We start from the raw sequence: 22150 nt of genomic DNA, 5'->3' as shown, positions 1-22150 counted from the left end.
GGGCCGCTATTCCGGCCCCTTTTTCTTTGTGACTCGACTCGCCAGATAAGGTAGTATCTGCGGCAATATTGCCTGAAACCAACTGGTTTCTGAGTTGAGGAATCCCATTTAATGAGCGATATGGCAGAGCGCCTCGCGCTACATGAATTCACGGAAAACGCCTACCTGAACTACTCCATGTACGTCATCATGGACAGGGCGTTGCCGTTTATCGGAGATGGCCTGAAACCCGTTCAGCGCCGCATCGTTTATGCGATGTCTGAGCTGGGTCTGAACGCCAGCGCCAAGTTTAAAAAATCCGCCCGTACCGTGGGTGACGTGCTGGGTAAATACCATCCGCACGGCGACAGCGCCTGCTATGAAGCGATGGTGTTGATGGCTCAGCCGTTCTCCTACCGCTATCCGCTGGTCGACGGCCAAGGGAACTGGGGTGCGCCGGACGATCCGAAGTCGTTCGCGGCGATGCGTTATACCGAATCCCGTCTCTCTAAATATGCCGAACTGCTGCTCAGCGAGCTGGGCCAGGGCACCGTGGAGTGGGTACCCAACTTCGACGGTACGCTGCAGGAGCCGAAAATGCTGCCTGCGCGTCTGCCGAACATTTTGCTGAACGGCACCACCGGCATTGCCGTCGGGATGGCGACGGATATCCCGCCGCACAACCTGCGTGAAGTGGCGAAAGCGGCCATCACCCTGATTGAACAGCCGAAGACCACGCTGGACGATCTGCTGGATATCGTGCAGGGGCCGGACTTCCCGACCGAAGCGGAGATCATTACCTCCCGCGCGGAAATCCGCAAAATCTACCAGAACGGTCGCGGCTCGGTGCGTATGCGCGCGGTGTGGACCAAAGAGGATGGCGCGGTGGTGATCACCGCGCTGCCGCACCAGGTTTCCGGCGCGAAGGTGCTGGAGCAGATCGCCGCCCAGATGCGTAATAAAAAGCTGCCGATGGTGGACGATCTGCGCGATGAATCCGACCACGAAAACCCGACTCGTCTGGTGATCGTGCCGCGTTCCAACCGTGTGGATATGGAGCCGGTGATGAACCACCTGTTCGCCACCACCGATCTGGAAAAAAGCTATCGTATCAACCTGAACATGATCGGGCTGGATGGCCGCCCGGCGGTGAAAAACCTGCTGGAGATCCTTACAGAATGGCTGACCTTCCGCCGCGATACGGTGCGCCGTCGTCTGAATCACCGTCTGGAGAAAGTGCTTAAGCGCCTGCACATCCTCGAAGGTTTGCTGGTGGCGTTCCTCAACATCGACGAAGTGATTGAGATCATCCGTACCGAGGATGAGCCGAAGCCGGCCCTGATGTCGCGCTTTGGCATCAGCGAAACCCAGGCGGAAGCGATCCTTGAGCTGAAACTGCGCCATCTCGCGAAGCTGGAAGAGATGAAAATTCGCGGTGAGCAGAACGAGCTGGAAAAAGAGCGCGATCAGCTGCAGGCGATCCTCGCCTCCGAACGCAAGATGAACAACCTGCTGAAGAAAGAGCTGCAGGCTGACGCCGATGCCTTCGGCGATGAGCGTCGCTCTCCGCTGCACGAGCGTGAAGAAGCGAAAGCGATGAGCGAGCATGACCTGCAGCCGTCCGAGCCGGTGACCATTGTGCTGTCACAAAGCGGCTGGGTGCGTAGCGCCAAAGGTCATGATATCGACGCGCCGGGTCTGAGTTACAAAGCGGGCGACAGCTTCAAAGCCGCCGTGAAGGGCAAGAGCAACCAGCCGGTGGCCTTTATCGACACCACCGGGCGCAGCTACGCCATCGACCCGATTACGCTGCCGTCAGCGCGCGGGCAGGGCGAGCCGCTCACCGGCAAGCTGACGCTGCCGCCAGGGGCGACCATTGAGCATATGCTGATGGAAGGCGATGAGCAGAAGCTGCTGCTGGCCTCCGATGCGGGCTACGGCTTCATCTGTACCTTTAACGATCTGATCTCGCGCAACCGTGCGGGCAAGGCGTTGATTAGTCTGCCGGATAACGCCCGGGTCATGGCCCCGCTGGTGATTGAAGACGAGAACGACATGCTGCTGGCGATCTCCGCCGCGGGCCGCATGCTGATGTTCCCGCTCAGCGATCTGCCGCAGCTGTCGAAAGGCAAAGGCAATAAGATCATCAACATCGCCGCGGCGGATGCGGCAAAAGGGGAAGACAGCCTGGCGCACCTCTTTATTCTGCCGCCGCAGAGCACGTTGACCATCCATGTGGGTAAACGCAAAATCAAGCTGCGCCCGGAAGAGCTGCAGAAAGTGGTGGGCGAACGTGGACGCAAAGGATCGCTGATGCGTGGCTTGCAGCGCATTGACCGTGTAGAGATCGACTCTCCACACCGCGCGACATCGGGCGACAACGAAGCGTAACAGAGCACCTCCCCCTCCGCTCAGGAGGGGGACTCGTGAAAAACATCCGTTATAGAAACAAAAGAGTTACCCGCTAACAGTTGCAGTATAATCGTCAACTGTCAGGGGTTTTTGAGGTCGCTATGCTATTAATTGTTCGTACCATTCTTGCCGTTATCTACTGCATTCTGGTCTGTATCTTCGGCTCTGTTTACTGCCTGTTCAGCCCGCGTAATCCAAAACACGTTGCCACCTTTGGCCACATGTTTGCCCGTCTGGCGCCGCTGTTTGGCCTGAAGGTGGAAACGCGTCTGCCGGAAGGGGCAGAGAAATTTGGTAACGCTATCTATATCGGTAACCACCAGAATAACTACGATATGGTGACCGCAGCGAAAATCGTGCAGCCGCCAACCGTCACCGTGGGCAAGAAAAGCCTGCTGTGGATCCCGTTCTTCGGCCAGCTCTACTGGCTCACCGGCAACCTGCTGATTGACCGTAACAACCGGGCCAAGGCGCACGGCACGATTGCCGAGGTGGTGAACCACTTCAAAAAACGCAAGATCTCTATCTGGATGTTCCCGGAAGGGACCCGTAGCCGGGGTCGTGGCCTGCTGCCGTTCAAAACTGGCGCATTTCATGCCGCAATTGCGGCAGGCGTACCGATTATTCCAGTGTGTGTTTCCAACACATCGAATAAGATAAACCTGAATCGTCTGCGTAACGGTCTGGTCATCGTAGAGATGCTGCCGCCGGTCGATGTCAGTAAATATGGCAAAGACCAGGTACGCGAGCTGGCGGCACATTGCCGCGAATTAATGCTGAATAAAATCGCTGAGCTCGATAAAGAAGTCGCAGAGCGAGAAGCTGCTGGCAAGGTTTAAGCCGGCTTAAAGGGAAAACGAATTCCCGTGTGTTAGTGCGTTTATAGATGGAGCCATTATGTCACTCAGTCGCCGTCAGTTTATTCAGGCATCGGGGATCGCCCTTTGTGCAGGCGCGGTTCCGCTGAGGGCAAACGCCGCCGGGCAGCAGCAGCCGCTGCCCATTCCGCCGTTACTGGAATCCCGCCGCGGGCAGCCGCTGTTTCTGACGCTACAGCGCGCCCACTGGTCGTTCACTCAGGGTACCCGGGCTTCGGTCTGGGGCATCAACGGACGTTACCTCGGCCCGACGGTGCGCGTCTGGAGCGGCGATGACGTCAAACTGATCTACAGCAACCGTCTGGCGGAGAACGTGGCCATGACCATCAGCGGGATGCAGGTGCCGGGCCCGCTGCTGGGCGGTGCCCCGCGCATGATGTCCGCAAGCGCCGACTGGGCACCAGTTCTGCCGGTCCGCCAACGCGCCGCCACCCTCTGGTATCACGCCAACACCCCGAACCGCACCGCGCAGCAGGTCTACAACGGTCTGGCCGGGATGTGGCTGATAGAGGATGAGGTCAGTAAATCCCTGCCGATCCCGAACCACTACGGGGTGGATGACTTCCCGCTCATCATTCAGGACAAGCGGCTGGATAATTTCGGTACGCCGGAGTACAGCGAGCCGGGCAGCGGCGGTTTTGTGGGTGACACGCTGCTGGTCAACGGCGCGCAAAGCCCCTATGTCGAGGTGTCACGCGGCTGGGTACGCCTGCGTCTGCTGAATGCCTCCAACTCGCGTCGCTATCAACTGCAGATGAGCGATGGCCGCGCGCTGCACGTCATTGCCGGGGATCAGGGCTTTTTACCGGCTCCGGTGTCGGTTAAACAACTGGCGCTGGCGCCGGGCGAGCGACGCGAAATTCTGGTGGATATGACCAACGGCGAAGAGGTGTCGATCACCTGTGGCGAGGCGGCGGGCATCGTTGATCGTCTGCGCGGTTTCTTTGAGCCGTCGAGCATTCTGGTCTCGACGCTGGTGTTAACCCTGCGTCCAACCGGTCTGCTGCCGCTGGTGACCGATACCCTGCCGATGCGCCTGCTGCCGGAGGAGATCCTGAGCGGTACGCCGGTGCGCAGCCGGGATATCAGCCTTGGCGACGACCCGGGCATTAACGGCCAGCTGTGGGATGTGAACCGCATCGATATTACCGCCCAGCAGGGCTCCTGGGAGCGCTGGACGGTGCGCGCCGACAGGCCGCAGTCGTTCCATATCGAAGGGGTGAGTTTCCTGATCCGCAACGTCAACGGCGCCATGCCGTTCCCGGAAGACAGAGGCTGGAAGGATACCGTCTGGGTCGACGGGCAGGTGGAACTGCTGGTCTATTATGGGCAGCCTTCCTGGCCGCACTTCCCGTTCCTGTTCCACAGCCAGACGCTGGAGATGGCGGATCGCGGCTCGGTGGGGCAAATGTTAATCAATCCGGCACCGTAAAACGTGCCGGGTGGCGGCTTCGCCTTACCCGACCTACAGGCCGTAGGCCCGGTAAGCGAAGCGCCACCGGGCATTAACATCCCCCGCACAATACTCCTTCATTTCCCACAATGATCCAGCGTATAATCCCGCTCCTTTTGTCTATTTTTTCTTCGGAAGCATTATGAGCGCAATTTCCCTGATCCAGCCGGATCGTGACCTCTTCTCCTGGCCGCAGTACTGGGCGGCCTGCTTTGGACCGGCGCCTTTCCTGCCGATGTCTCGTGAAGAGATGGACCAACTTGGCTGGGACAGCTGCGACATTATCCTGGTGACGGGTGACGCTTACGTCGATCACCCGAGCTTTGGTATGGCGATCTGCGGTCGCATGCTCGAAGCCCAGGGCTTCCGCGTCGGGATCATTGCCCAGCCTGACTGGAACAGCAAAGATGATTTTATGCGCCTCGGTAAGCCGAACCTCTTCTTTGGCGTTACCGCGGGCAACATGGACTCGATGATCAACCGCTACACCGCTGACCGCAAGCTGCGTCACGACGACGCCTACACCGCGGATAACGTGGCGGGCAAGCGTCCGGATCGCGCAACCCTCGTCTACACCCAGCGCTGCAAAGAGGCCTGGAAAGATGTACCGGTTATCCTGGGGGGTATCGAAGCGAGCCTGCGCCGTACCGCGCACTACGACTACTGGTCTGATACCGTACGCCGTTCGGTGCTGGTGGACTCCAAAGCCGACATGCTGATCTTCGGCAACGGCGAGCGTCCGCTGGTGGAAGTGGCGCACCGTCTGGCGCAGGGCGAACCGGTGGGCGATATCCGCGACGTGCGTAATACCGCGATCATGGTGAAAGAGGCGCTGCCGGGCTGGAAAGGGGTGGATTCCCGTATCATCGATATGCCGGGCAAAATCGACCCGATCCCGCATCCGTACGGCGAAGATCTGCCGTGTGCGGATAACAAGCCGGTTGCGCCGAAGAAAGCCGAAGCAAAAGCTATCGTGGTGCAGCCGCCGCGTCCGAAGCCGTGGGAAAAGACCTACGTGCTGCTGCCATCCTTTGAGAAGGTAAAAAGTGACAAGGTGCTCTACGCGCATGCGTCCCGTATTCTGCACCATGAAACCAACCCGGGCTGTGCCCGTGCGCTGATGCAAAAGCACGGTGAGCGCTACATCTGGATTAACCCGCCGGCGATCCCACTCTCTACCGAAGAGATGGACAGCGTGTTTGCGCTGCCGTACAAACGCGTACCGCACCCGGCGTACGGCAACGCCCGTATCCCGGCGTACGAGATGATCCGCTTCTCGATCAATATCATACGTGGCTGCTTCGGGGGCTGCTCTTTCTGTTCGATCACCGAGCATGAAGGGCGCATTATTCAGAGCCGCTCTGAAGACTCCATCGTCAACGAGATCGAAGCCATTCGCGACACGGTACCGGGCTTTACCGGCGTCATCTCCGATCTGGGTGGCCCAACCGCCAACATGTACATGCTGCGCTGTAAGTCGCCGCGCGCGGAGCAGACCTGCCGTCGTCTCTCCTGTGTCTATCCGAGCATTTGCGAACACATGGACACCAATCATGAGCCGACGATCAACCTCTACCGTCGTGCCCGCGATCTGAAAGGCATCAAGAAGATCCTCATCGCTTCCGGGGTGCGTTATGACATCGCCGTGGAAGATCCGCGCTACATCAAAGAGCTGGCGACCCACCACGTGGGCGGCTACCTGAAGATCGCCCCGGAGCATACCGAAGAGGGGCCATTATCGAAGATGATGAAGCCGGGGATGGGGAGCTACGATCGCTTTAAAGAGCTGTTCGATACCTATTCGAAGCAGGCCGGGAAAGAGCAGTACCTGATCCCATACTTTATCTCCGCACACCCGGGCACGCGTGATGAAGACATGGTGAACCTGGCTCTGTGGCTGAAGCAGCGTCGCTTCCGTCTGGATCAGGTGCAGAACTTCTATCCGTCGCCGCTGGCGAACTCAACCACCATGTATTACACCGGCAAGAACCCGCTGAGTAAGATTGGCTATAAGAGTGAAGATGTGGTGGTGCCGAAGGGGGACAAACAGCGTCGCCTGCATAAAGCCCTGCTGCGTTATCACGATCCGAAAAACTGGCCGCTGATCCGCCAGGCGCTGGAAGAGATGGGCAAAAAGCACCTGATTGGCTCACGCCGCGACTGTCTGGTGCCTGCGCCAACGGTTGAAGAGATGCGCGAAGCGCGCCGCCAGAACCGCAATACACGTCCGGCCCTGACCAAGCACACGTCAATTGTGCATCAGCGTTCGAACGGTGGGGCGAGCACGAAGAAGAGTGTAAAACGTAAGAGCGGTTAAACCGCATTGCCCGGTGGCGCTGCGCTTACCGGGCCTATGCTCTGATATGTAGGCCGGGTAAGGCGAAGCCGCCACCCGGCTTTTTACTAACCGCCAAACTGGTCCGGATCCGGGCCTAAACGCTTGCCTTTATCCAGCTTCGCAATTTCACCCAGTTCATCTTTATCCAGGCGGAAATCCCACACGTTGAAGTTCTCAGCGATGCGCGACGGGGTGACCGATTTCGGGATCACCACCAGACCGCAGTCCAGATGCCAGCGAATGACAATCTGTGCCGGGGTTTTGCCATACTTATCGGCCAGATCGCGGATAATTTTCTGATCGAATACCCCTTCGCCGCCCTGGGCCAGCGGGCTCCAGGATTCGGTCTGGATCTTGTGGGTCGCATTCCAGGCATGCAGCTGGCGCTGCTGCATCAGCGGGTGCAGCTCAATCTGGTTGATCACCGGGGCGACGCCCGTCTCATCAATCAGGCGCTGCAGATGGTGAACCTGGAAGTTACAGACCCCGATGCTTTTTATCAGCCCGGCTTTTTGCAGCTCAATCATCCCTTTCCAGGCATCGACGTAATGGTCGATAGCCGGAACCGGCCAGTGCATCAGATAGAGATCGACAAAATCGAGCTGCAGCTTGTCCAGGCTCTCCTGCAGGGCTTCTGCCGGACGCTTCTGGTCGTCATTCCACAGCTTGGTAGTAATGAACAGCTCTTCGCGGGGTACGCCAGCGCTGGCAAGGGCCTTGCCGACGCCCTCCTCATTTTTGTAGGCGGCAGCGGTATCAATGGAGCGATAGCCGACTTCCAGTGCTTTATGAATGGCGGAGACGACCTCGTCGTTACCGGCTTTCCATACGCCGAGCCCCAACTGGGGCATTACGTTGCCATCCTGAAGCTTGATTACGGTTTGGTTTGCCATTTTTCCTCCTTCATTGGACATCCACCAGGAGTGATCCCCTGGTGGCGTATGTGCATTAAGCCTGGCCTAAATGCCGAAAAACGGAAGGCAATCGCGTAAAATCAGTTAGCGAGCGGCCTCGTAAATACGGCGGCTTACATCGAGAGTAATGTCATGATGTTCCCCGATTTGCGTCATGCCGTGCTCCTCAAGTTTTGCCAGCAGGGCAGGGATGGAACTGCCGTCCAGACCGTAGCCGGAGAGACGCGTCGGAACACCCAACTGCTCGAAGAAGTTGCGGGTGGCAGCGATAGCCGCATCGATACGCTCATCTTCAGAACCGGCAGTAATACCCCAGACGCGCTCAGCGTACTGCAGCAGCTTGCCACGCTTGGTGTCGCGTTTTTCATTCCACAGTGCAGGCAGAACCACGGCCAGGGTCTGGGCATGATCGAGGCCGTGCATCGCCGTCAGCTCATGGCCCAGCATATGGGTTGCCCAGTCCTGTGGCACGCCTGCGCCAATCAGGCCGTTCAGCGCCTGGGTGGCAGCCCACATCACGTTGGCGCGCGCTTCGTAGTTTTCTGGCTCTTTCAGCGCCAGCGGGCCATCTTCGATCAGGGTCAGCAGAATGCCCTCAGCGAAACGATCCTGAATCTTAGCGTTCACCGGGTAAGTAACGTACTGCTCAACGGTGTGGACAAAAGCATCCACTACGCCGTTCGCCACCTGACGCGGCGGCAGGGTGTAGGTGTAGACCGGATCCAGCACCGCAAACACCGGCTGCACGTGCTCGTTCATAAAGGCCTGCTTGTCGCCGGTGGTTTTACGGGAGATCACCGCGCCTTTATTGGACTCGGAGCCGGTCGCCGGCAGGGTCAGGACGGAGCCCATCGGAATGGCGCTCTTGATGTCGCTGCCGCCGGTTTGCAGGATGTGCCACGGATCAATGCCGTCAGCATAGTGTGCCGCCGCGGCGATAAACTTGGTACCGTCCAATACCGAACCGCCGCCCACCGCCAGCAGGAAGGTGATCTGCTCGTCACGGGCGATTTTCACCGCCTTCATCAGCGTTTCGTAAGAGGGGTTTGGCTCAATGCCGCTGAACTCGCGCACGTCCATGCCTTCCAGCGCGGAGTAAACCTGATCCAGGACGCCATTCTTCTTCACGCTACCGCCGCCATAGGTAATCAGGACGCGGGCGTTGGCCGGGATCTGCTCGCGCAGATCGGCGATGGCGCCTTTACCAAACAGGATGCGGGTTGGGGTATGCAGATTAAAATTGTTCATTGTTCGTTCCCTTTGGTGGGTGAAAAAACAGGGCGGCACAGAGGGCTGCCTGATGGTGCTCATTGTGGCGAGCGTACGCGCTCCTCTCAATGCACATTCCTGCCGTTGTCTTGCCCATTTCTACACAGTGCTGGAGAAAACGGGAAAAAATGCGCACACTGCAGGCGTCGGAAAACGTACCCGGAGTGAGAGAAGATGAAACGTGAAGCGGTCTGCCTGCAGCTAACGGAACAAATTAAGAAACTGAAAGATAATGAAAATTATCTTGATACGCTGCTGCCGGATGTTCGCTTGTTGTACGGGACTCAGCCCTACGCCCGCACGCCGGTGATGTATCAGCCGGGTATAATTTTTCTCTTTTCTGGCCACAAAATTGGCTATATCAATGAGCGGGTATTTCGTTATGACCCCAACGAATATCTGCTCCTGACAGTACCTTTACCCTTTGAATGTGAAACTTTCGCGACAGAGGCGGTGCCGCTGGCAGGTATTCGCTTAAATATCGATATCCTGCAACTGCAGGAGCTGCTGATGGACATTGGCGAGGACGAACTGTTTCGCCCGTCGATGGCGGCGAGCGGCATCAACTCCGCCACGCTGACGGATGAGATACTCTGCGCCATTGAACGTCTGCTGGACGTGATGGAGCGGCCGCTGGACGCGCGGATTCTGGGTAAGCAGATCGTGCGCGAGATCCTCTACCACATCCTGCTGGGGCCGGGCGGCGGGGCGCTGCTGGCGTTGGTCAGCCGTCAGACCCATTTCAGCCTGATTGGCCGGGTGCTGAAACGCATCGAGAGCCAGTACACTGAAAACCTGAGCGTGGATCAGCTGGCGGCTGAGGCCAACATGAGCGTCTCGGCGTTCCACCATAACTTTAAGTCGGTAACCAGCACCTCGCCGCTGCAGTATCTCAAGAGCTACCGCCTGCATAAGGCGCGGATGATGATGATCCACGATGGCATGAAAGCCAGCGCCGCCGCGCTGCGGGTAGGCTATGAAAGCGCCTCGCAGTTCAGCCGCGAGTTCAAGCGCTACTTTGGTGTGACGCCGGGGGAAGATGCGGCGCGGATGCGGATGATGCAGGGGATGTGATTGACATGTAGGCCGGGCAAACGCAGTGCCGCCCGGCGCTTTTCCCCGGAGGCGCTACGCTTACCGGGGCTACAACGACAGCAGCGCCTCAGGCGTTGCAGTACTTCTTACGGATCACCACCACAATCGTTCCCACCAGCCCTGCGACCAGCAGGAAAATCGGCAGGATCATCAGGAAGGTCATGACCTGATCTTCATGGCGTTTAACGAACGGGATCATGCTCAGGGCATAGCCAAAGGTAGTCACTACACCGACCCACAGCAGCGCGCTCAGCCAGTTAAAGAACTGGAAGCGGCGGTTAGAGAGCCCGGAGATGCCAGCCATGGTTGGCAGCAGCGTACGCACAAAGGCCAGAAAACGCCCAACCAGCAGCGCCAGCAGGCCATGACGATCGAACATGCAGTTCGCCCGCTGATGGTATTTATGCGGCAGCTGCGCCAGCCAGCTTTTGACCACCCGCGTATTGCCGAGCCAGCGGCCCTGCAAATAGCTGAGCCAGCAGCCCAGGCTGGCGGCTGAAGTAAGGATCACCATCGTGGGGGTAAAGTCCATGACCCCTTTACCGATTAACGCCCCTGCCAACAGCAGCAGACTATCCCCCGGTAAAAAGGAGGCGGGCAGTAACCCATTTTCCAGAAACAGCGTGGCGAACATAACGAAATAGACAATCCCAACCACGTGCGGATCCGCCAGTGCTGCAAAGTCGTGTTGCCAGAGTGCAGCGATAATATCTTGAATAACAGCCATGGGCTTTCCTGTGGAACAGCATATATAAAGCTATTGTACTCCCTATTTCGTCGGCGGGCTTTGATCGCAGACGCAACAAATCAGACTTTTCTGCACTTAACGTGGAGAAAAGTGTCCGCGGACTGTTTTTGTGGCCCTGCGCTATTCGATACGCGCAAACCCGGCCTCTAAATCGGCGATCAAATCATCGACGTTTTCCAGGCCGATATGCAGGCGGATCAGGGTGCCGGTAAAGTCCACGTTGCCGCCCGGACGCAGGGCCGCAATCTGCTCTGGCTGGTTCGGCAGGATCAGCGACTCAAAGCCGCCCCAGGAGTAGGCCATGCTGAACAGCGAGAAGTTATCCAGGTAAGCGGCAAGTTCGTCATTGCTCAGGCGTTTATTAAGCACGAATGAGAACAGGCCGCTGCTGCCCGTGAAGTCACGTTGCCAGAATTCATGCCCGACGCTGCCCGGCAGTGCCGGATGGTTAACCCGCGCCACCTGGGGATGCTGCGCCAGCCACTGCGCAACCTGCACGCTGCTTTCATGATGTTGACGCAGACGCACACCAAGGGTACGCAAGCCGCGGCTGGTCATATAGGCAGTGTCGGCATCCACCATCTGGCCCATCAGATAGGCGTTCTCACGCAGCTGCTCCCAGCAGCGGGCGTTGGAAACCGCGGTACCAATCATCCCGTCAGAGTGGCCAATCAGGTACTTCGTCGCCGCCTGAATCGAGATGTCGATACCAAAATCGAGCGCCTTAAACAGCACACCCGCCGCCCAGGTGTTATCAATCATGATGATAGCCTCCGGCGCTTTGCTGCGTACCGCCTGCACAATGGCTGGCACATCATGCACTTCCATAGTGATAGAGCCGGGTGATTCCAGGAACACAATCCGGGTGTTGGGCTGGATCAGATCGGCGATGTTCGCGCCAATCAGCGGATCGAACCAGTCGGTAGTGACCCCCAGCTTGCTGAGAATTTTGGTGCAGAAGTCCTGGCTTGGCTCGTAGGCGGTGTTGGTCATCAGGATATGGTCGCCCTGCTCAACGAAGGCCAGAATGGTGTTGGCCACCGCCGCTGCGCCGCAGGGGAAGAGTGCACACCCCGCGCCGCCCTCCAGCTCGCACATCGCTTCCTGTAGCGAGAAGTGGGTCAGCGTGCCGCGACGCCCGTAAAACAGCTCACCGTTGGCCCGGTTACGGGTAGCGTGCTTTTTCGCCTCAACGGTATCAAACACCAGCGACGAGGCGCGCTGGATGACGCTGTTCACGGAACCAAGGGTATATTTTTTACTGCGTCCCGCCTGGACAAGGGTGGTATCAAGATGCTTCTCTTTCATGTCTGCGCAACCTGTTTTTATACGTCTGGACGTCCACACTACCACGAAAGTAAAAATGGTCACGTTAGCGGTAGTGGGTTCAGCGGAAAATTTTTTAAAATTTGTTTCCGGGAAATTTTTCCTGCGTAAGCGCAAGGAAAATGAAACGAATTTACGGCACTATGTAAATACTAATGAGAACTACTATCAATTCGACGTTGTTTTGATATTATTATGCTCAGATTTTGTGATTTGCGTCCTGGAGATACCGAGTGGGTAATAATTTGATGCAGACGGACCTCTCCGTCTGGGGTATGTATCATCATGCCGACATCGTGGTGAAGATTGTCATGATCGGCCTGATTCTGGCGTCTGTCGTCACCTGGGCTATTTTCTTTAGCAAGAGCGTAGAGCTTCTTTCCCATAAACGTCGCCTTAAGCGCGAGCAGCAGCAGCTGGCCGAAGCCCGCACCCTGAATCAGGCGAGCGACATGGCCGCCTCTTTCCAGGCGAAGAGCCTGACCACCCTGTTAATTAACGAAGCGCAGAACGAGCTCGAACTTTCTGCAGGCAGTGAAGACAACGAAGGGATTAAAGAGCGTACCGGCTTCCGCCTTGAGCGTCGCGTTGCGGCCGTTGGCCGTCATATGGGACGGGGTAACGGTTACCTGGCGACCATCGGCGCGATTTCGCCGTTCGTCGGTCTGTTCGGTACTGTCTGGGGCATCATGAACAGCTTTATCGGCATCGCCCAGACGCAAACTACTAACCTTGCAGTTGTGGCGCCCGGCATCGCCGAAGCACTGCTGGCAACGGCCATTGGTCTGGTGGCAGCAATCCCGGCAGTCGTTATTTATAACGTCTTCGCCCGTATGATTGGCAGCTACAAAGCGACCCTCGGCGACGTTGCCGCCCAGGTTCTGCTGCTGCAAAGCCGCGATCTGGATCTCAGCGCCAGCTCGGCTAAGCCGATTCGTTCTGCTCAGAAATTTCACGTAGGTTGATTCGTCATGGCAATGCGTCTTAATGAAAATCTGGACGATAACGGCGAAATGCACGAAATCAACGTGACGCCGTTTATCGACGTTATGTTGGTTCTGCTGATTATCTTCATGGTGGCGGCGCCGCTGGCGACCGTAGACGTGAAGGTGAATCTGCCTGCGTCATCCAGTCAGCCGCAGCCGCGCCCGGAAAAACCGATTTATCTCTCTGTCAAAGCCGATAAATCTATGTTCCTCGGCAACGATCCGGTGACCGATGAGTCGGTGATCCCGGCGCTGAACGCCCTGACCGAAGGCAAGAAAGAGACTACCGTCTTCTTCCGGGCTGACAAGACCGTCGACTACGAAACCATGATGAAGGTAATGGACACGCTGCACCAGGCGGGTTACCTGAAAATTGGTTTAGTCGGCGAAGAGAAAGCGGCGGCGAAATAAAGAGAAACGGCAACCTCAGGTTGCCGTTTTTGTTTTTGCCCGGTGGCGTTACGCTTACCCGGCAACAATTACCCCAGATGTTCCCCACCGCATACGCCGTGCACTTCTGCCGTCACGTAGCTGGACTCCTGACTTGCCAGATAGACATACACCGGCGCCAGCTCCGCAGGCTGCCCTGCGCGCTTCATCGGCGTCTGCTGACCAAACTGCGGGAGCTTCTCCTGAGGCTGACCGCCGGAGACTTGCAGCGCCGTCCAGATAGGACCAGGGGCTACCACGTTGACGCGTACGCCGGTCTCTGCCACCTGTTTCGCCAGCCCGCGGCTGAAGTTGAGGATAGCCGCTTTAGTGGAAGCATAGTCCAGCAGGTGCGGGCTCGGCTGATAGGCCTGAATTGAGGAGGTGGTGATAATGCTCGACCCGGCGGGCAGCAGTGGCAGCGCCTCCTGGGTAATCCAGAACAGGGCCAGCACGTTCACGGCATAGGTCTGCTTAAACTGCTCGGTGGTGATATCGGCAATCTTTTCCACCGCCACCTGCTTACCGGCTACCAGCGCCAGCACGTCGAGCCCACCCAGCTCCTGATGGGCTTTATGTACCAGCGAGCGGGCAAACTGTTCATCGCTCAGATCGCCAGGGATCAGCACCGCTTTGCGCCCGGCCTCTTCAATAAGCTGCTTAACCTGCTGGGCATCCTCTTCTTCGTCGGGCAGATAGTTAATGGCGACGTCTGCTCCTTCACGCGCGTAAGCGATGGCGGCAGCGCGTCCAATCCCGGAATCGCCCCCTGTCACCAGTGCCTTACGATCCTGTAGTCTGCCGCTGCCTTTATAGCTCTTTTCGCCGCAGTCCGGCACCGGGTCCATCTTGCTCTGCAGCCCCGGTACAGGCTGTTTCTGCTTGGGATATTCGCCGGTGTAGTACTGGGTTGTCGGATCCTGAATTTTGCTCTGAGAGTTTGCCATAGGTGTTCTCCTTGAGGGGTTAATCAGACTTTAAGCTTAGGAGAATCAACTAGGCTGTGAGGATTATTCAGGATAATCCTTAAAAAAAATGGGCTGAGGAGAAACAGGCGAGACGGCAGGGTTCGGCGAGAGGTTACGGCTTTTGCGGTGGGATGTCCGCTTTGGCGGCCAGCACCTCTTCATTCAGCGCAACGGTGGTCACGCTGGTGGTGCGATAGCCTTCATCAGCCAGCTTACGGGTGACGCGCAGGGTCGCGGTTTCACGTGCCAGGATATATTGATAATTGGTTTCCAGGCGCGCCAGTATTTTTTCTTTTAAATCCGGGCGCTGTTGCATAATGGCGTTTATTGTCGCGCCGTAGATCTCTTCTTTTACCTGCAACGGATAAATTTCACGGCGATTCTGCCATTTCAGACGCACCAGGCCGGCCGGAATGGAGAGCAGATCTTTAGCAATTCTTTGGATTTCAGCGTTTTTAATCTCTTTAAGCGCGGCAAGGTTTTGCTCTAAGATAAATTCATCGCTTTTTTTGTCATCTAAAGCCAAATAAACGTTGTTGTTATCAACATCCTTCACGTTATTCATCCTCTAGCGTATAAAACACAGGCGTGTTTTTTTCGCAGGTAATAAGATTCAACCAGATTTCATTACCGGCTTCGTTAATCTCATCGGTTTTTTCCGCCAATATTTGACTTAGTGCCTGGGCATCTATTTCCCCCTCCGCCTGCAAATCATTCAACAGCCGGGCGAACACCTCGATTTTAACTACCCGAAATAAGCGGTCTTTAATATGCCGATCGTGCTCTTCAAGCAACATATTGCGGGAGTTACCGGTACGGGTAACGCCAATTAATATATCTGGCGCATAATCAGCGAGTGTTCTTTTCCCCTTAGTGAAATTGGCATTGCTTTCTGCTTCTGGCGGTTTTGGTTCCACGGAAGACATGTGAAACTTGGCCGGAACCAGATTGTCGGGCAACATTTTATATTTCCTTTAATTTCAACGGGGTAGGGTTGTCTGGAGTGTGAGATTCGTTGACAATAACATGAGGCAAATTTAAAATCAAAAAAAATGGAGCCTGCCTATATGAACAGCATTTTTTATACTGTCATTACTTTGTTATTGCTTACCGCCGTGGTTCTTTTATTGATGCGCGAGTTCAATAAAAGTAGCGATGTGGGAAGCACGCACGTCCCGCCTCAGCCGGAACGGATGTCAAAAGAAGAGGGCGAAGACCATTTTTCAGTGTTAATGAATGCGATTACGCCGGTTTGGTACTGGCGTGTTAATCATGAATATATTGATTTCCTCCATGCCACAATTAAACGAATGAATATGGTGGAAATAAATAGCATTCCTGACCTGTTTGAGGCACAACGCCGTTGCAGCGATCTTAACTCGGCGGTCTACAAATATTACGACAATATCAAGAAGCGCTGCCTGAACGGCGAAAAAGTGTCGCACACCGATCTGGAGGTGATGAACCTGCGGCAGTGTTTTCGCGAGTTCAGCCTGGAGGCGTATCCATCGCTGGTGGAGTTGGTGTGGCCTGAGTATCAGCGCCCGGTGGTAAAGACTGAGCAAGTGTAGGGGATCTGTTGTTTAGTTGTTGCAAACAATTTGGGCCATTGCGATATACTGCACACTGGTTTCGTTTGCAGACAGGACTCTATGGAACGCTTTTTTGAAAACGCAATGTATGCCTCCCGCTGGTTGTTAGCCCCGGTCTATTTTGGCCTCTCGCTGGCGCTGGTGGCGCTCTGTATTAAATTCTTTCAGGAAATTTTTCACGTTCTGCCGCATATTTTCAGCGTCGCTGAATCCGACCTGATCCTGCTGCTGCTGTCGCTGGTGGATATGACCCTGGTGGGCGGCCTGCTGGTGATGGTGATGTTCTCGGGCTATGAAAACTTTGTCTCGCAGCTGGATATCTCCTCGGATAAAGAGAAGCTGAGCTGGCTTGGCAAAATGGATGCCTCGTCGCTGAAAAACAAAGTGGCAGCCTCGATTGTGGCGATCTCTTCCATTCACCTGCTGCGGGTGTTTATGGATGCCAAAAATATCCCGGACAACAAGCTGATGTGGTACGTGATAATCCACCTCACGTTTGTGCTGTCGGCGTTTGTGATGGGGTATCTGGACAAGCTGAGCCGCAAATAAGACAAAACGCCTGATGGCGCTGCACTTATCAGACCTACGGGGATCCTGTAGGTCGGGTAAGCGCAGCGCCACCCGGCCCTTTTCCTGAAACTACTTATCCGAAGAGGCCTGCCACAGATTCAGCTGCCCGTCGGCCACATGCTGGTCAATCCGCTGCAACTCCTCTTCGCTAAAGTGCAGGTTATTCAGCGCCTGCACGTTCTCCTCCAGCTGCTCCGTCCGGCTGGCGCCAATCAGTACCGAGGTGACACGCTCATCTTTCAGCAGCCAGCTCAGGGCCATCTGCGCCATCGTCTGTCCGCGCGCCTGGGCCATCTCATTGAGCAAACGCAGGCTGTTCAGGTTGGCTTCGGTCAGCATGTTCTCCGTCAGGCCGCGTGCCTTTTTGCCCTCACGCTGCATGCGGGAGCCGTCAGGGATGCCGTTCAGGTATTTTCCGGTCAACAGCCCCTGGGCCAGCGGCGTAAAGGCGATGCAGCCGGTGCCGTTAGCGGCCAGGGTATCCAGTAAACCGCTCTTGTCCACCCAGCGGTTAAGCAGGTTGTATGAGGGCTGGTGGATAAGCAGCGGGATTTTCCACTCGCGAAGCAGCTCCGCCATTTTCTGGGTCCGCTCCGGCGAATAGGAGGAAATGCCGACGTACAGCGCTTTCCCGCTCTGCACCGCCTGGGCCAGCGCAGAGGCGGTCTCCTCCATCGGCGTGTTCTCATCGACCCGGTGCGAATAGAAGATATCCACGTACTCCAGCCCCATCCGCTTCAGGCTTTGATCGAGGCTGGCGAGCAGATACTTGCGCGAACCGCCCGCACCGTAAGGCCCCGGCCACATGTCATAGCCCGCTTTGGTGGAGATAATCAGTTCGTCGCGATAAGCCGCGAAATCATCGCGCAGCAGGCGGCCAAAATTTTCCTCCGCACTGCCCGGCGGTGGGCCATAGTTATTGGCGAGATCGAAATGGGTGATGCCGCAATCGAAGGCTTTTCGCAGCAGGGCGCGCTGTGAGTCGAGGGCGTGAACGTGGCCGAAGCTGTGCCACAGGCCGAGTGACAGGGCGGGTAAACGCAGGCCGCTTTTACCGCAGTAACGGTACTGCATCGTCTCGTAGCGGTCAGGGGAGGCGTTCCAGGGCATGATGTCTCCTTTCTTAGTGATTGATTTTCGAAACAGCGTTTCTATTCTAACCTTAGTTCGTTCACAATTCATGGAGATATGCGATGACGCGTATGACCGCCAAAGACTTTCCTCAGGAATTGCTCGACTACTACGACTATTACGCTCACGGCAAAATCAACAAACGTGAGTTCCTCAATCTGGCTGCCCGCTATGCGGTTGGCGGCGTCACGGCGCTGGCGCTGTTCAATATGCTTAAGCCTAATTACGCCCTCGCGGAGCAGGTGAAGTTCACCGATCCCGACATCCTGCCCGAATACATCACCTATCCCTCGCCGGACGGCCATGGCCAGGTGCGCGGCTATCTGGTGAAACCGGCCAAAGCTACCGGCAAAGTGCCGGCGGTGGTGGTAGTCCACGAAAACCGCGGGCTCAATCCCTACATTGAGGATGTGGCCCGTCGGGTGGCCAAAGCGGGCTACATCGCGCTGGCGCCGGATGGCTTAAGTTCGGTGGGCGGTTACCCCGGCAATGATGAGGAGGGGAAAATCCTGCAGCAGAAGGTCGATCCAACGAAGTTGATGAACGACTTCTTTGCCGCCATCGGGTTTATGCAAAAACATCCGGATGCGACGGGCAAGGTGGGGATCACCGGCTTTTGCTACGGCGGCGGAGTGTCTAATGCCGCAGCAGTCGCATGGCCAGAGCTGGCCTGCGCAGTCCCTTTTTATGGCCGTCAGCCACCAGCGGCGGACGTCGCCAAAATTAAGGCACCGCTGCTGCTGCATTACGCCGAGCACGACAAGAATGTTAACGAGGGGTGGCCTGCTTATGAGGCCGCGCTTAAAGCTAACGGTAAGGTGTATGAAGCCTGGATCTATCCTGGCGTAAATCACGGATTCCACAACGATTCTACCCCGCGTTACGACGAACCCGCAGCCGAATTAGCGTGGAAAAGAACCCTGGGATGGTTTGAGAAATATTTGAGTTAACAAAATACCCGGCAGCCTGAGGCTGCCGGGTAGGCGTGGTCATCAGAAGCTGTAGCTCATACCTGCCTGAACACTGGCGTCGTTATCGACATCGCCTGTGCCATAGTAAATGCCGGTATTCAGCGAGAAGTTGTGCGCGATAGTGGCATTCACGCCCGCAACAAACATTCCCATGCTGTTGTTATGACCTGCGGTGTTGTGATAATCCGCCGCCTGGATATCGGTATCATCGCTGAACTCTTTCTGCATGCGGGCATCCAGCCATGGCATGATCTGCACGTTTTTGTTCAGATCGGTCAGGGTGGTGGTCAGACGCAGACCCGCGCCGCCGTTCCATGAAGAGACCTGGCTGTCAGCAAAGGTCACTTCTCTGTCGGAGAAGCCGTTAGCTTTGGTCTGATCCCAGCCGAGGATGGCGTACGGTTGCAGCACGGTTTCGCCCGGCAGCATCACGTTCACCCCGGTACGAGCCTGAGCCATATACAGGCTACCGTCAGTAGAGCCGTGCAGCGCTTCGGTCATTCCGCTGGTGTCGCCGGTGACGTTATGGGCGGAGAGAGAGTAGCGCATATCGCCATAGCTGAAGCTGGCGTCGGCGAACATGCCCCACTGACGGCCGTTCAGCGCCTGCTGCCAGCCGCCGTACAGGCTGTAGTAATTGCCATAGACGGTGTCCTTGAAGCTGTCCGGGCCGTTGGCGGTATCTTCAACGCGGCTGCGGGTCCAGGCCAGCGCCACGCCTCCGGTTACGCTGTCCCCGTTAGCGAGGTATGCCGTCCAGTCAACGCCGCCCTGTGCGCCCTGAGTGATGCTCTTGTAATCCACATCGTTGCTGAAGTTACCGTTCTGATAGAGGAAATCACCCCACAGCTGGGCCCCTTCCTGCTGTTCACCCGTCAGGCCAGCAAAGTGCAGGCGATCCAGGTGGCTGGTGATGTCATCGGTGACCTGATGGCCCGCCTGTTCGGCCGCATCCAGCCCGGCGACTAACCCCTGGACATCGCTGGCCAGTGCGCCACGTGAGCTGCTAAAGACAATATTCCAGTTCTGGCTACTATCGGCGGTGAGCAGGCCCTGCGGCGCGGTATCAGCGGCCACAATGCTCAGGTCATTGTTGTAGTTGTAGGCTGCGCTGCGGTTTTCAACCTGCTGCTGGCCGTTGCTGAAGGTCGCGTTGGCGGCCGTTTGCGGCGTGGTGGTTGCCGTAGTCGTGGTAAAGGTCCCCAGCACAATATTTTGCTGATTGATCGCCGAAGAGGTAATGTTATTGACCACTACGGCGTTACGGGAGCCGGTGATCTGGCCGAAGTTGACCCGGCTGTCGGTGCTCATGTTCACTACGGCATTACTACCGGTAGTGTCGGCGGTCAGGGTGGAGCCGTTTTGCAGACTCCATGTGGTGGAATCGTTAATGGTGTCGAGGCTGATGCTGTTGTCGCTGGTGGTATTTACGGTTTCAAACTGATTAATTTGTCCGGAAATAGAGCTGCCCGCATCCATCGACAGGGTATCGTTGCCGTCCCCGCCGGTGACATTACCGGTGACGTGAGAATCATTCACCAGCACCACGGTGTCATTGCCTGTGCCGGTCGTAATATTGCCGTCAACGTTAGCACCGTTTTGCAGGGTGATAGTGGTATCGCCGCTGTTCTGGCTGGCGTTCAGGTCGCCATTAATGGTGCTGTTATCCACCAGAACGGTATTGGTGGAGTTACCGCCCAGCGTAACATTGCCATTTACGACGCTGTTATTGGTGAACGACAGGTTGGTCTGGCCTTTTTCGTTAATCACGCCAATGTCGCCGGTCACGGTGCTGTTGTTCAGCGCCAGCGTATCCTGAGTGGTACCGTACATGGCCACGGCCAGGTCGCCAAAGGCATCAACATTGATATCCTGGAAAGGTTTGTACTGGCTCAGCGTCTCTACGATGGTATCGAACTTTTGCGCCACCTGGCTGTTGGTCGCATCCACGATGGCGTTAGTCAGGGTAAGGGAGGTATCGGATTTGTCGCTGCCGACATAGATACCGCCATTATCCATGATGCTGTCGCTCATGGCGATGGTTTGGGTGCCCTGGCCGGCGCTGATAATACTGCCATGCAGCGCGCTGCCGTTGCTGATATTCACGTCGTGGTACCCTGCATCGAGCGGATCGAGATAGATGGCGGCACCCATCATATAATCTTTGTTTCGCTGATAGGTCCCGTCGCTGTTCTGGCCGTTCAGGGTGGAGTCATTAACGTTGTTCGTTGTATTGGTGGTTTTTAATGTAGAACCGGCCTCGATCATATCCACTTTGGCATTGTCGGTGACGTTAATATTCACGGTACCGCCATTGCTTCCCTGAATATAATAGCCTGACATGTCAGTGCCCGTAACGGTTAAGGTCTGCGTATCTCCTGATTTACGGTGGCCATCCATATAAATGTTGGTTGCCGTTTCATTCGCCATAACGGCATCAGTGACGCCTGGATCCTGATAGAAATTGCCATCATCATATTCTGTCAGACCGCAGGTCTGGGAGGTGTCACCATTCTGGCAAGGCGTGGCAGGGGTCTGGCCTGCCTGGGCAGCAAAAGACGCAAGTGACAGTAATACACACTGCGACAATAAGGTTCTTTTCATTGAAATACGCATTTTTCATCTCTTATAACCGGATCAAAGTGAACTCTTTTTAAACCAGATATGCGTAATTAAGAACTTTCTCAGGCGAAAAGGGTGTAATGAAATTTTAAATTATATCAAGTCATTAAGTGACCATTTTAATAAAAACAAATGATTGATTTTTTAAATTCATCCATGTCGTGAATGTTACAGTTTTATTAACGTACAAAAATTACGACTTTTTCTCGACACGAAAGAAAGATTCTTCGTTAAGCAGGAAAAGTGGACTAATCCTTTAGAATTATGAGGGTAATGAATGGAGAGTGTGATTTACATTTGTAAATTGTATGAAAACTAATAACACGTTATTTGGAGGGGCTTTTCCCCAAGCGTGATTATCCTTTTCCGGCCCGGTAAACCGAAATGAAAAGTTTTATAAAAATAACCAGGAAAAGGTATTGCTTCGCCTTTTCTTGCCGATAACGAGGGTAATACTCGCCTCCGGGCG

Annotated in this window: 19 protein-coding genes; 10 read left to right on the top strand and 9 right to left on the bottom strand. The window is 56.0% G+C overall.

Going from position 1 to position 22150, the window contains the following annotated elements; translation table 11 throughout:
- Positions 1 to 111 precede the first annotated feature (111 nt).
- From parC to C3406_RS06885, 4 genes are all read left to right on the top strand, one after another.
- Positions 112 to 2370, top strand: a complete 2259-nt coding sequence (gene parC / locus C3406_RS06900; RefSeq protein WP_103822864.1) for a DNA topoisomerase IV subunit A — start codon at positions 112 to 114, stop codon at positions 2368 to 2370.
- A 122-nt stretch (positions 2371 to 2492) separates the two neighbouring features.
- Positions 2493 to 3230, top strand: a complete 738-nt coding sequence (gene plsC / locus C3406_RS06895) for a 1-acylglycerol-3-phosphate O-acyltransferase (protein WP_103180982.1) — start codon at positions 2493 to 2495, stop codon at positions 3228 to 3230.
- Between the two features lie 58 nt (positions 3231 to 3288).
- Positions 3289 to 4701 carry a cell division protein FtsP gene (ftsP, locus tag C3406_RS06890; RefSeq protein ID WP_103822863.1) on the top strand — a complete coding sequence of 471 codons (1413 nt, stop codon included), beginning with the start codon at positions 3289 to 3291 and terminating at the stop codon, positions 4699 to 4701.
- A 163-nt stretch (positions 4702 to 4864) separates the two neighbouring features.
- A complete protein-coding gene (locus C3406_RS06885; RefSeq protein ID WP_103822862.1) occupies positions 4865 to 7039 on the top strand; it encodes a YgiQ family radical SAM protein in 2175 nt (724 codons plus the stop codon).
- A gap of 86 nt (positions 7040 to 7125) precedes the next feature.
- On the opposite strand, the gene dkgA is transcribed toward C3406_RS06885, so the two are convergent.
- Both dkgA and yqhD read right to left on the bottom strand, forming a co-directional pair.
- Positions 7126 to 7953 carry a 2,5-didehydrogluconate reductase DkgA gene (gene dkgA, locus C3406_RS06880; RefSeq protein WP_103822861.1) on the bottom strand — a complete coding sequence of 276 codons (828 nt, stop codon included), beginning with the start codon at positions 7951 to 7953 and terminating at the stop codon, positions 7126 to 7128.
- 105 nt (positions 7954 to 8058) lie between these two features.
- Positions 8059 to 9222 carry an alcohol dehydrogenase gene (gene yqhD / locus C3406_RS06875; protein WP_103822860.1) on the bottom strand — a complete coding sequence of 388 codons (1164 nt, stop codon included), beginning with the start codon at positions 9220 to 9222 and terminating at the stop codon, positions 8059 to 8061.
- A gap of 195 nt (positions 9223 to 9417) precedes the next feature.
- Here yqhD and C3406_RS06870 point away from each other — a divergent pair, with 195 nt between their 5' ends.
- Positions 9418 to 10317 carry an AraC family transcriptional regulator gene (locus C3406_RS06870; RefSeq protein WP_103822859.1) on the top strand — a complete coding sequence of 300 codons (900 nt, stop codon included), beginning with the start codon at positions 9418 to 9420 and terminating at the stop codon, positions 10315 to 10317.
- 88 nt (positions 10318 to 10405) lie between these two features.
- On the opposite strand, the gene yghB is transcribed toward C3406_RS06870, so the two are convergent.
- Together yghB and metC are read right to left on the bottom strand one after the other, a co-directional pair.
- On the bottom strand, positions 10406 to 11065 hold the full coding sequence (yghB, locus tag C3406_RS06865; protein WP_103176962.1) for a DedA family general envelope maintenance protein YghB: 660 nt from the start codon (positions 11063 to 11065) through the stop codon (positions 10406 to 10408).
- 141 nt (positions 11066 to 11206) lie between these two features.
- Positions 11207 to 12394 carry a cystathionine beta-lyase gene (gene metC, locus C3406_RS06860; RefSeq protein WP_103822858.1) on the bottom strand — a complete coding sequence of 396 codons (1188 nt, stop codon included), beginning with the start codon at positions 12392 to 12394 and terminating at the stop codon, positions 11207 to 11209.
- A 251-nt stretch (positions 12395 to 12645) separates the two neighbouring features.
- Here metC and exbB point away from each other — a divergent pair, with 251 nt between their 5' ends.
- Entirely contained in the window at positions 12646 to 13377 is a 732-nt protein-coding gene (exbB, locus tag C3406_RS06850; RefSeq protein ID WP_103176960.1) for a tol-pal system-associated acyl-CoA thioesterase, read from the top strand.
- A gap of 6 nt (positions 13378 to 13383) precedes the next feature.
- On the top strand, positions 13384 to 13809 hold the full coding sequence (gene exbD, locus C3406_RS06845) for a TonB system transport protein ExbD (protein WP_103176959.1): 426 nt from the start codon (positions 13384 to 13386) through the stop codon (positions 13807 to 13809).
- A gap of 68 nt (positions 13810 to 13877) precedes the next feature.
- Here exbD and C3406_RS06840 read toward each other — a convergent pair whose 3' ends face one another.
- The 3 genes from C3406_RS06840 to C3406_RS06830 all read right to left on the bottom strand — a co-directional run bounded on the left by C3406_RS06840 (position 13878) and on the right by C3406_RS06830 (position 15757).
- Positions 13878 to 14774 carry an SDR family oxidoreductase gene (locus tag C3406_RS06840; protein WP_103822857.1) on the bottom strand — a complete coding sequence of 299 codons (897 nt, stop codon included), beginning with the start codon at positions 14772 to 14774 and terminating at the stop codon, positions 13878 to 13880.
- 133 nt (positions 14775 to 14907) lie between these two features.
- Positions 14908 to 15360 (bottom strand): cytoplasmic protein, encoded by a 453-nt coding sequence (locus C3406_RS06835; RefSeq protein WP_103176957.1) that lies wholly within the window; start codon positions 15358 to 15360, stop codon positions 14908 to 14910.
- The gene (locus C3406_RS06830; protein ID WP_103822856.1) at positions 15353 to 15757 is read right to left on the bottom strand and encodes a hypothetical protein; all 405 of its coding nucleotides are present in this window, start codon (positions 15755 to 15757) and stop codon (positions 15353 to 15355) included. Before C3406_RS06830 ends, C3406_RS06835 begins: the two co-directional genes overlap by 8 nt.
- Before the next feature lie 105 nt (positions 15758 to 15862).
- Between C3406_RS06830 and C3406_RS06825 the strand changes: the two genes are divergently transcribed.
- Together C3406_RS06825 and C3406_RS06820 are read left to right on the top strand one after the other, a co-directional pair.
- Entirely contained in the window at positions 15863 to 16366 is a 504-nt protein-coding gene (locus C3406_RS06825) for an ESA_00282 family adhesion-associated protein (RefSeq protein ID WP_103822855.1), read from the top strand.
- Between the two features lie 81 nt (positions 16367 to 16447).
- Positions 16448 to 16936: a TIGR00645 family protein gene (locus C3406_RS06820; RefSeq protein ID WP_103822854.1), complete on the top strand. Its 489-nt coding sequence runs from the start codon at positions 16448 to 16450 to the stop codon at positions 16934 to 16936.
- Between the two features lie 90 nt (positions 16937 to 17026).
- On the opposite strand, the gene C3406_RS06815 is transcribed toward C3406_RS06820, so the two are convergent.
- Positions 17027 to 18067 (bottom strand): aldo/keto reductase, encoded by a 1041-nt coding sequence (locus tag C3406_RS06815; RefSeq protein WP_103822853.1) that lies wholly within the window; start codon positions 18065 to 18067, stop codon positions 17027 to 17029.
- Between the two features lie 83 nt (positions 18068 to 18150).
- On the opposite strand from C3406_RS06815, the gene yghX reads away from it, so the two are divergent.
- Positions 18151 to 19038, top strand: a complete 888-nt coding sequence (gene yghX / locus C3406_RS06810; protein WP_103176952.1) for a YghX family hydrolase — start codon at positions 18151 to 18153, stop codon at positions 19036 to 19038.
- Between the two features lie 42 nt (positions 19039 to 19080).
- Here the strand turns inward: yghX and C3406_RS06805 are convergent, their stop codons facing one another.
- Complete coding sequence (locus tag C3406_RS06805) at positions 19081 to 21663, bottom strand: autotransporter domain-containing protein (protein ID WP_233210541.1); 2583 nt, start codon at positions 21661 to 21663, stop codon at positions 19081 to 19083.
- Positions 21664 to 22150 lie beyond the last annotated feature (487 nt).

Origin of the sequence: Leclercia sp. LSNIH8, from assembly GCF_002920195.1 — a bacterium.
Taxonomy (GTDB): Bacteria; Pseudomonadota; Gammaproteobacteria; order Enterobacterales; family Enterobacteriaceae; genus Enterobacter.
The sequence above is the reverse complement of the archived record's forward strand: the minus strand, read 5'-3'. Positions and strand labels throughout refer to the sequence as shown.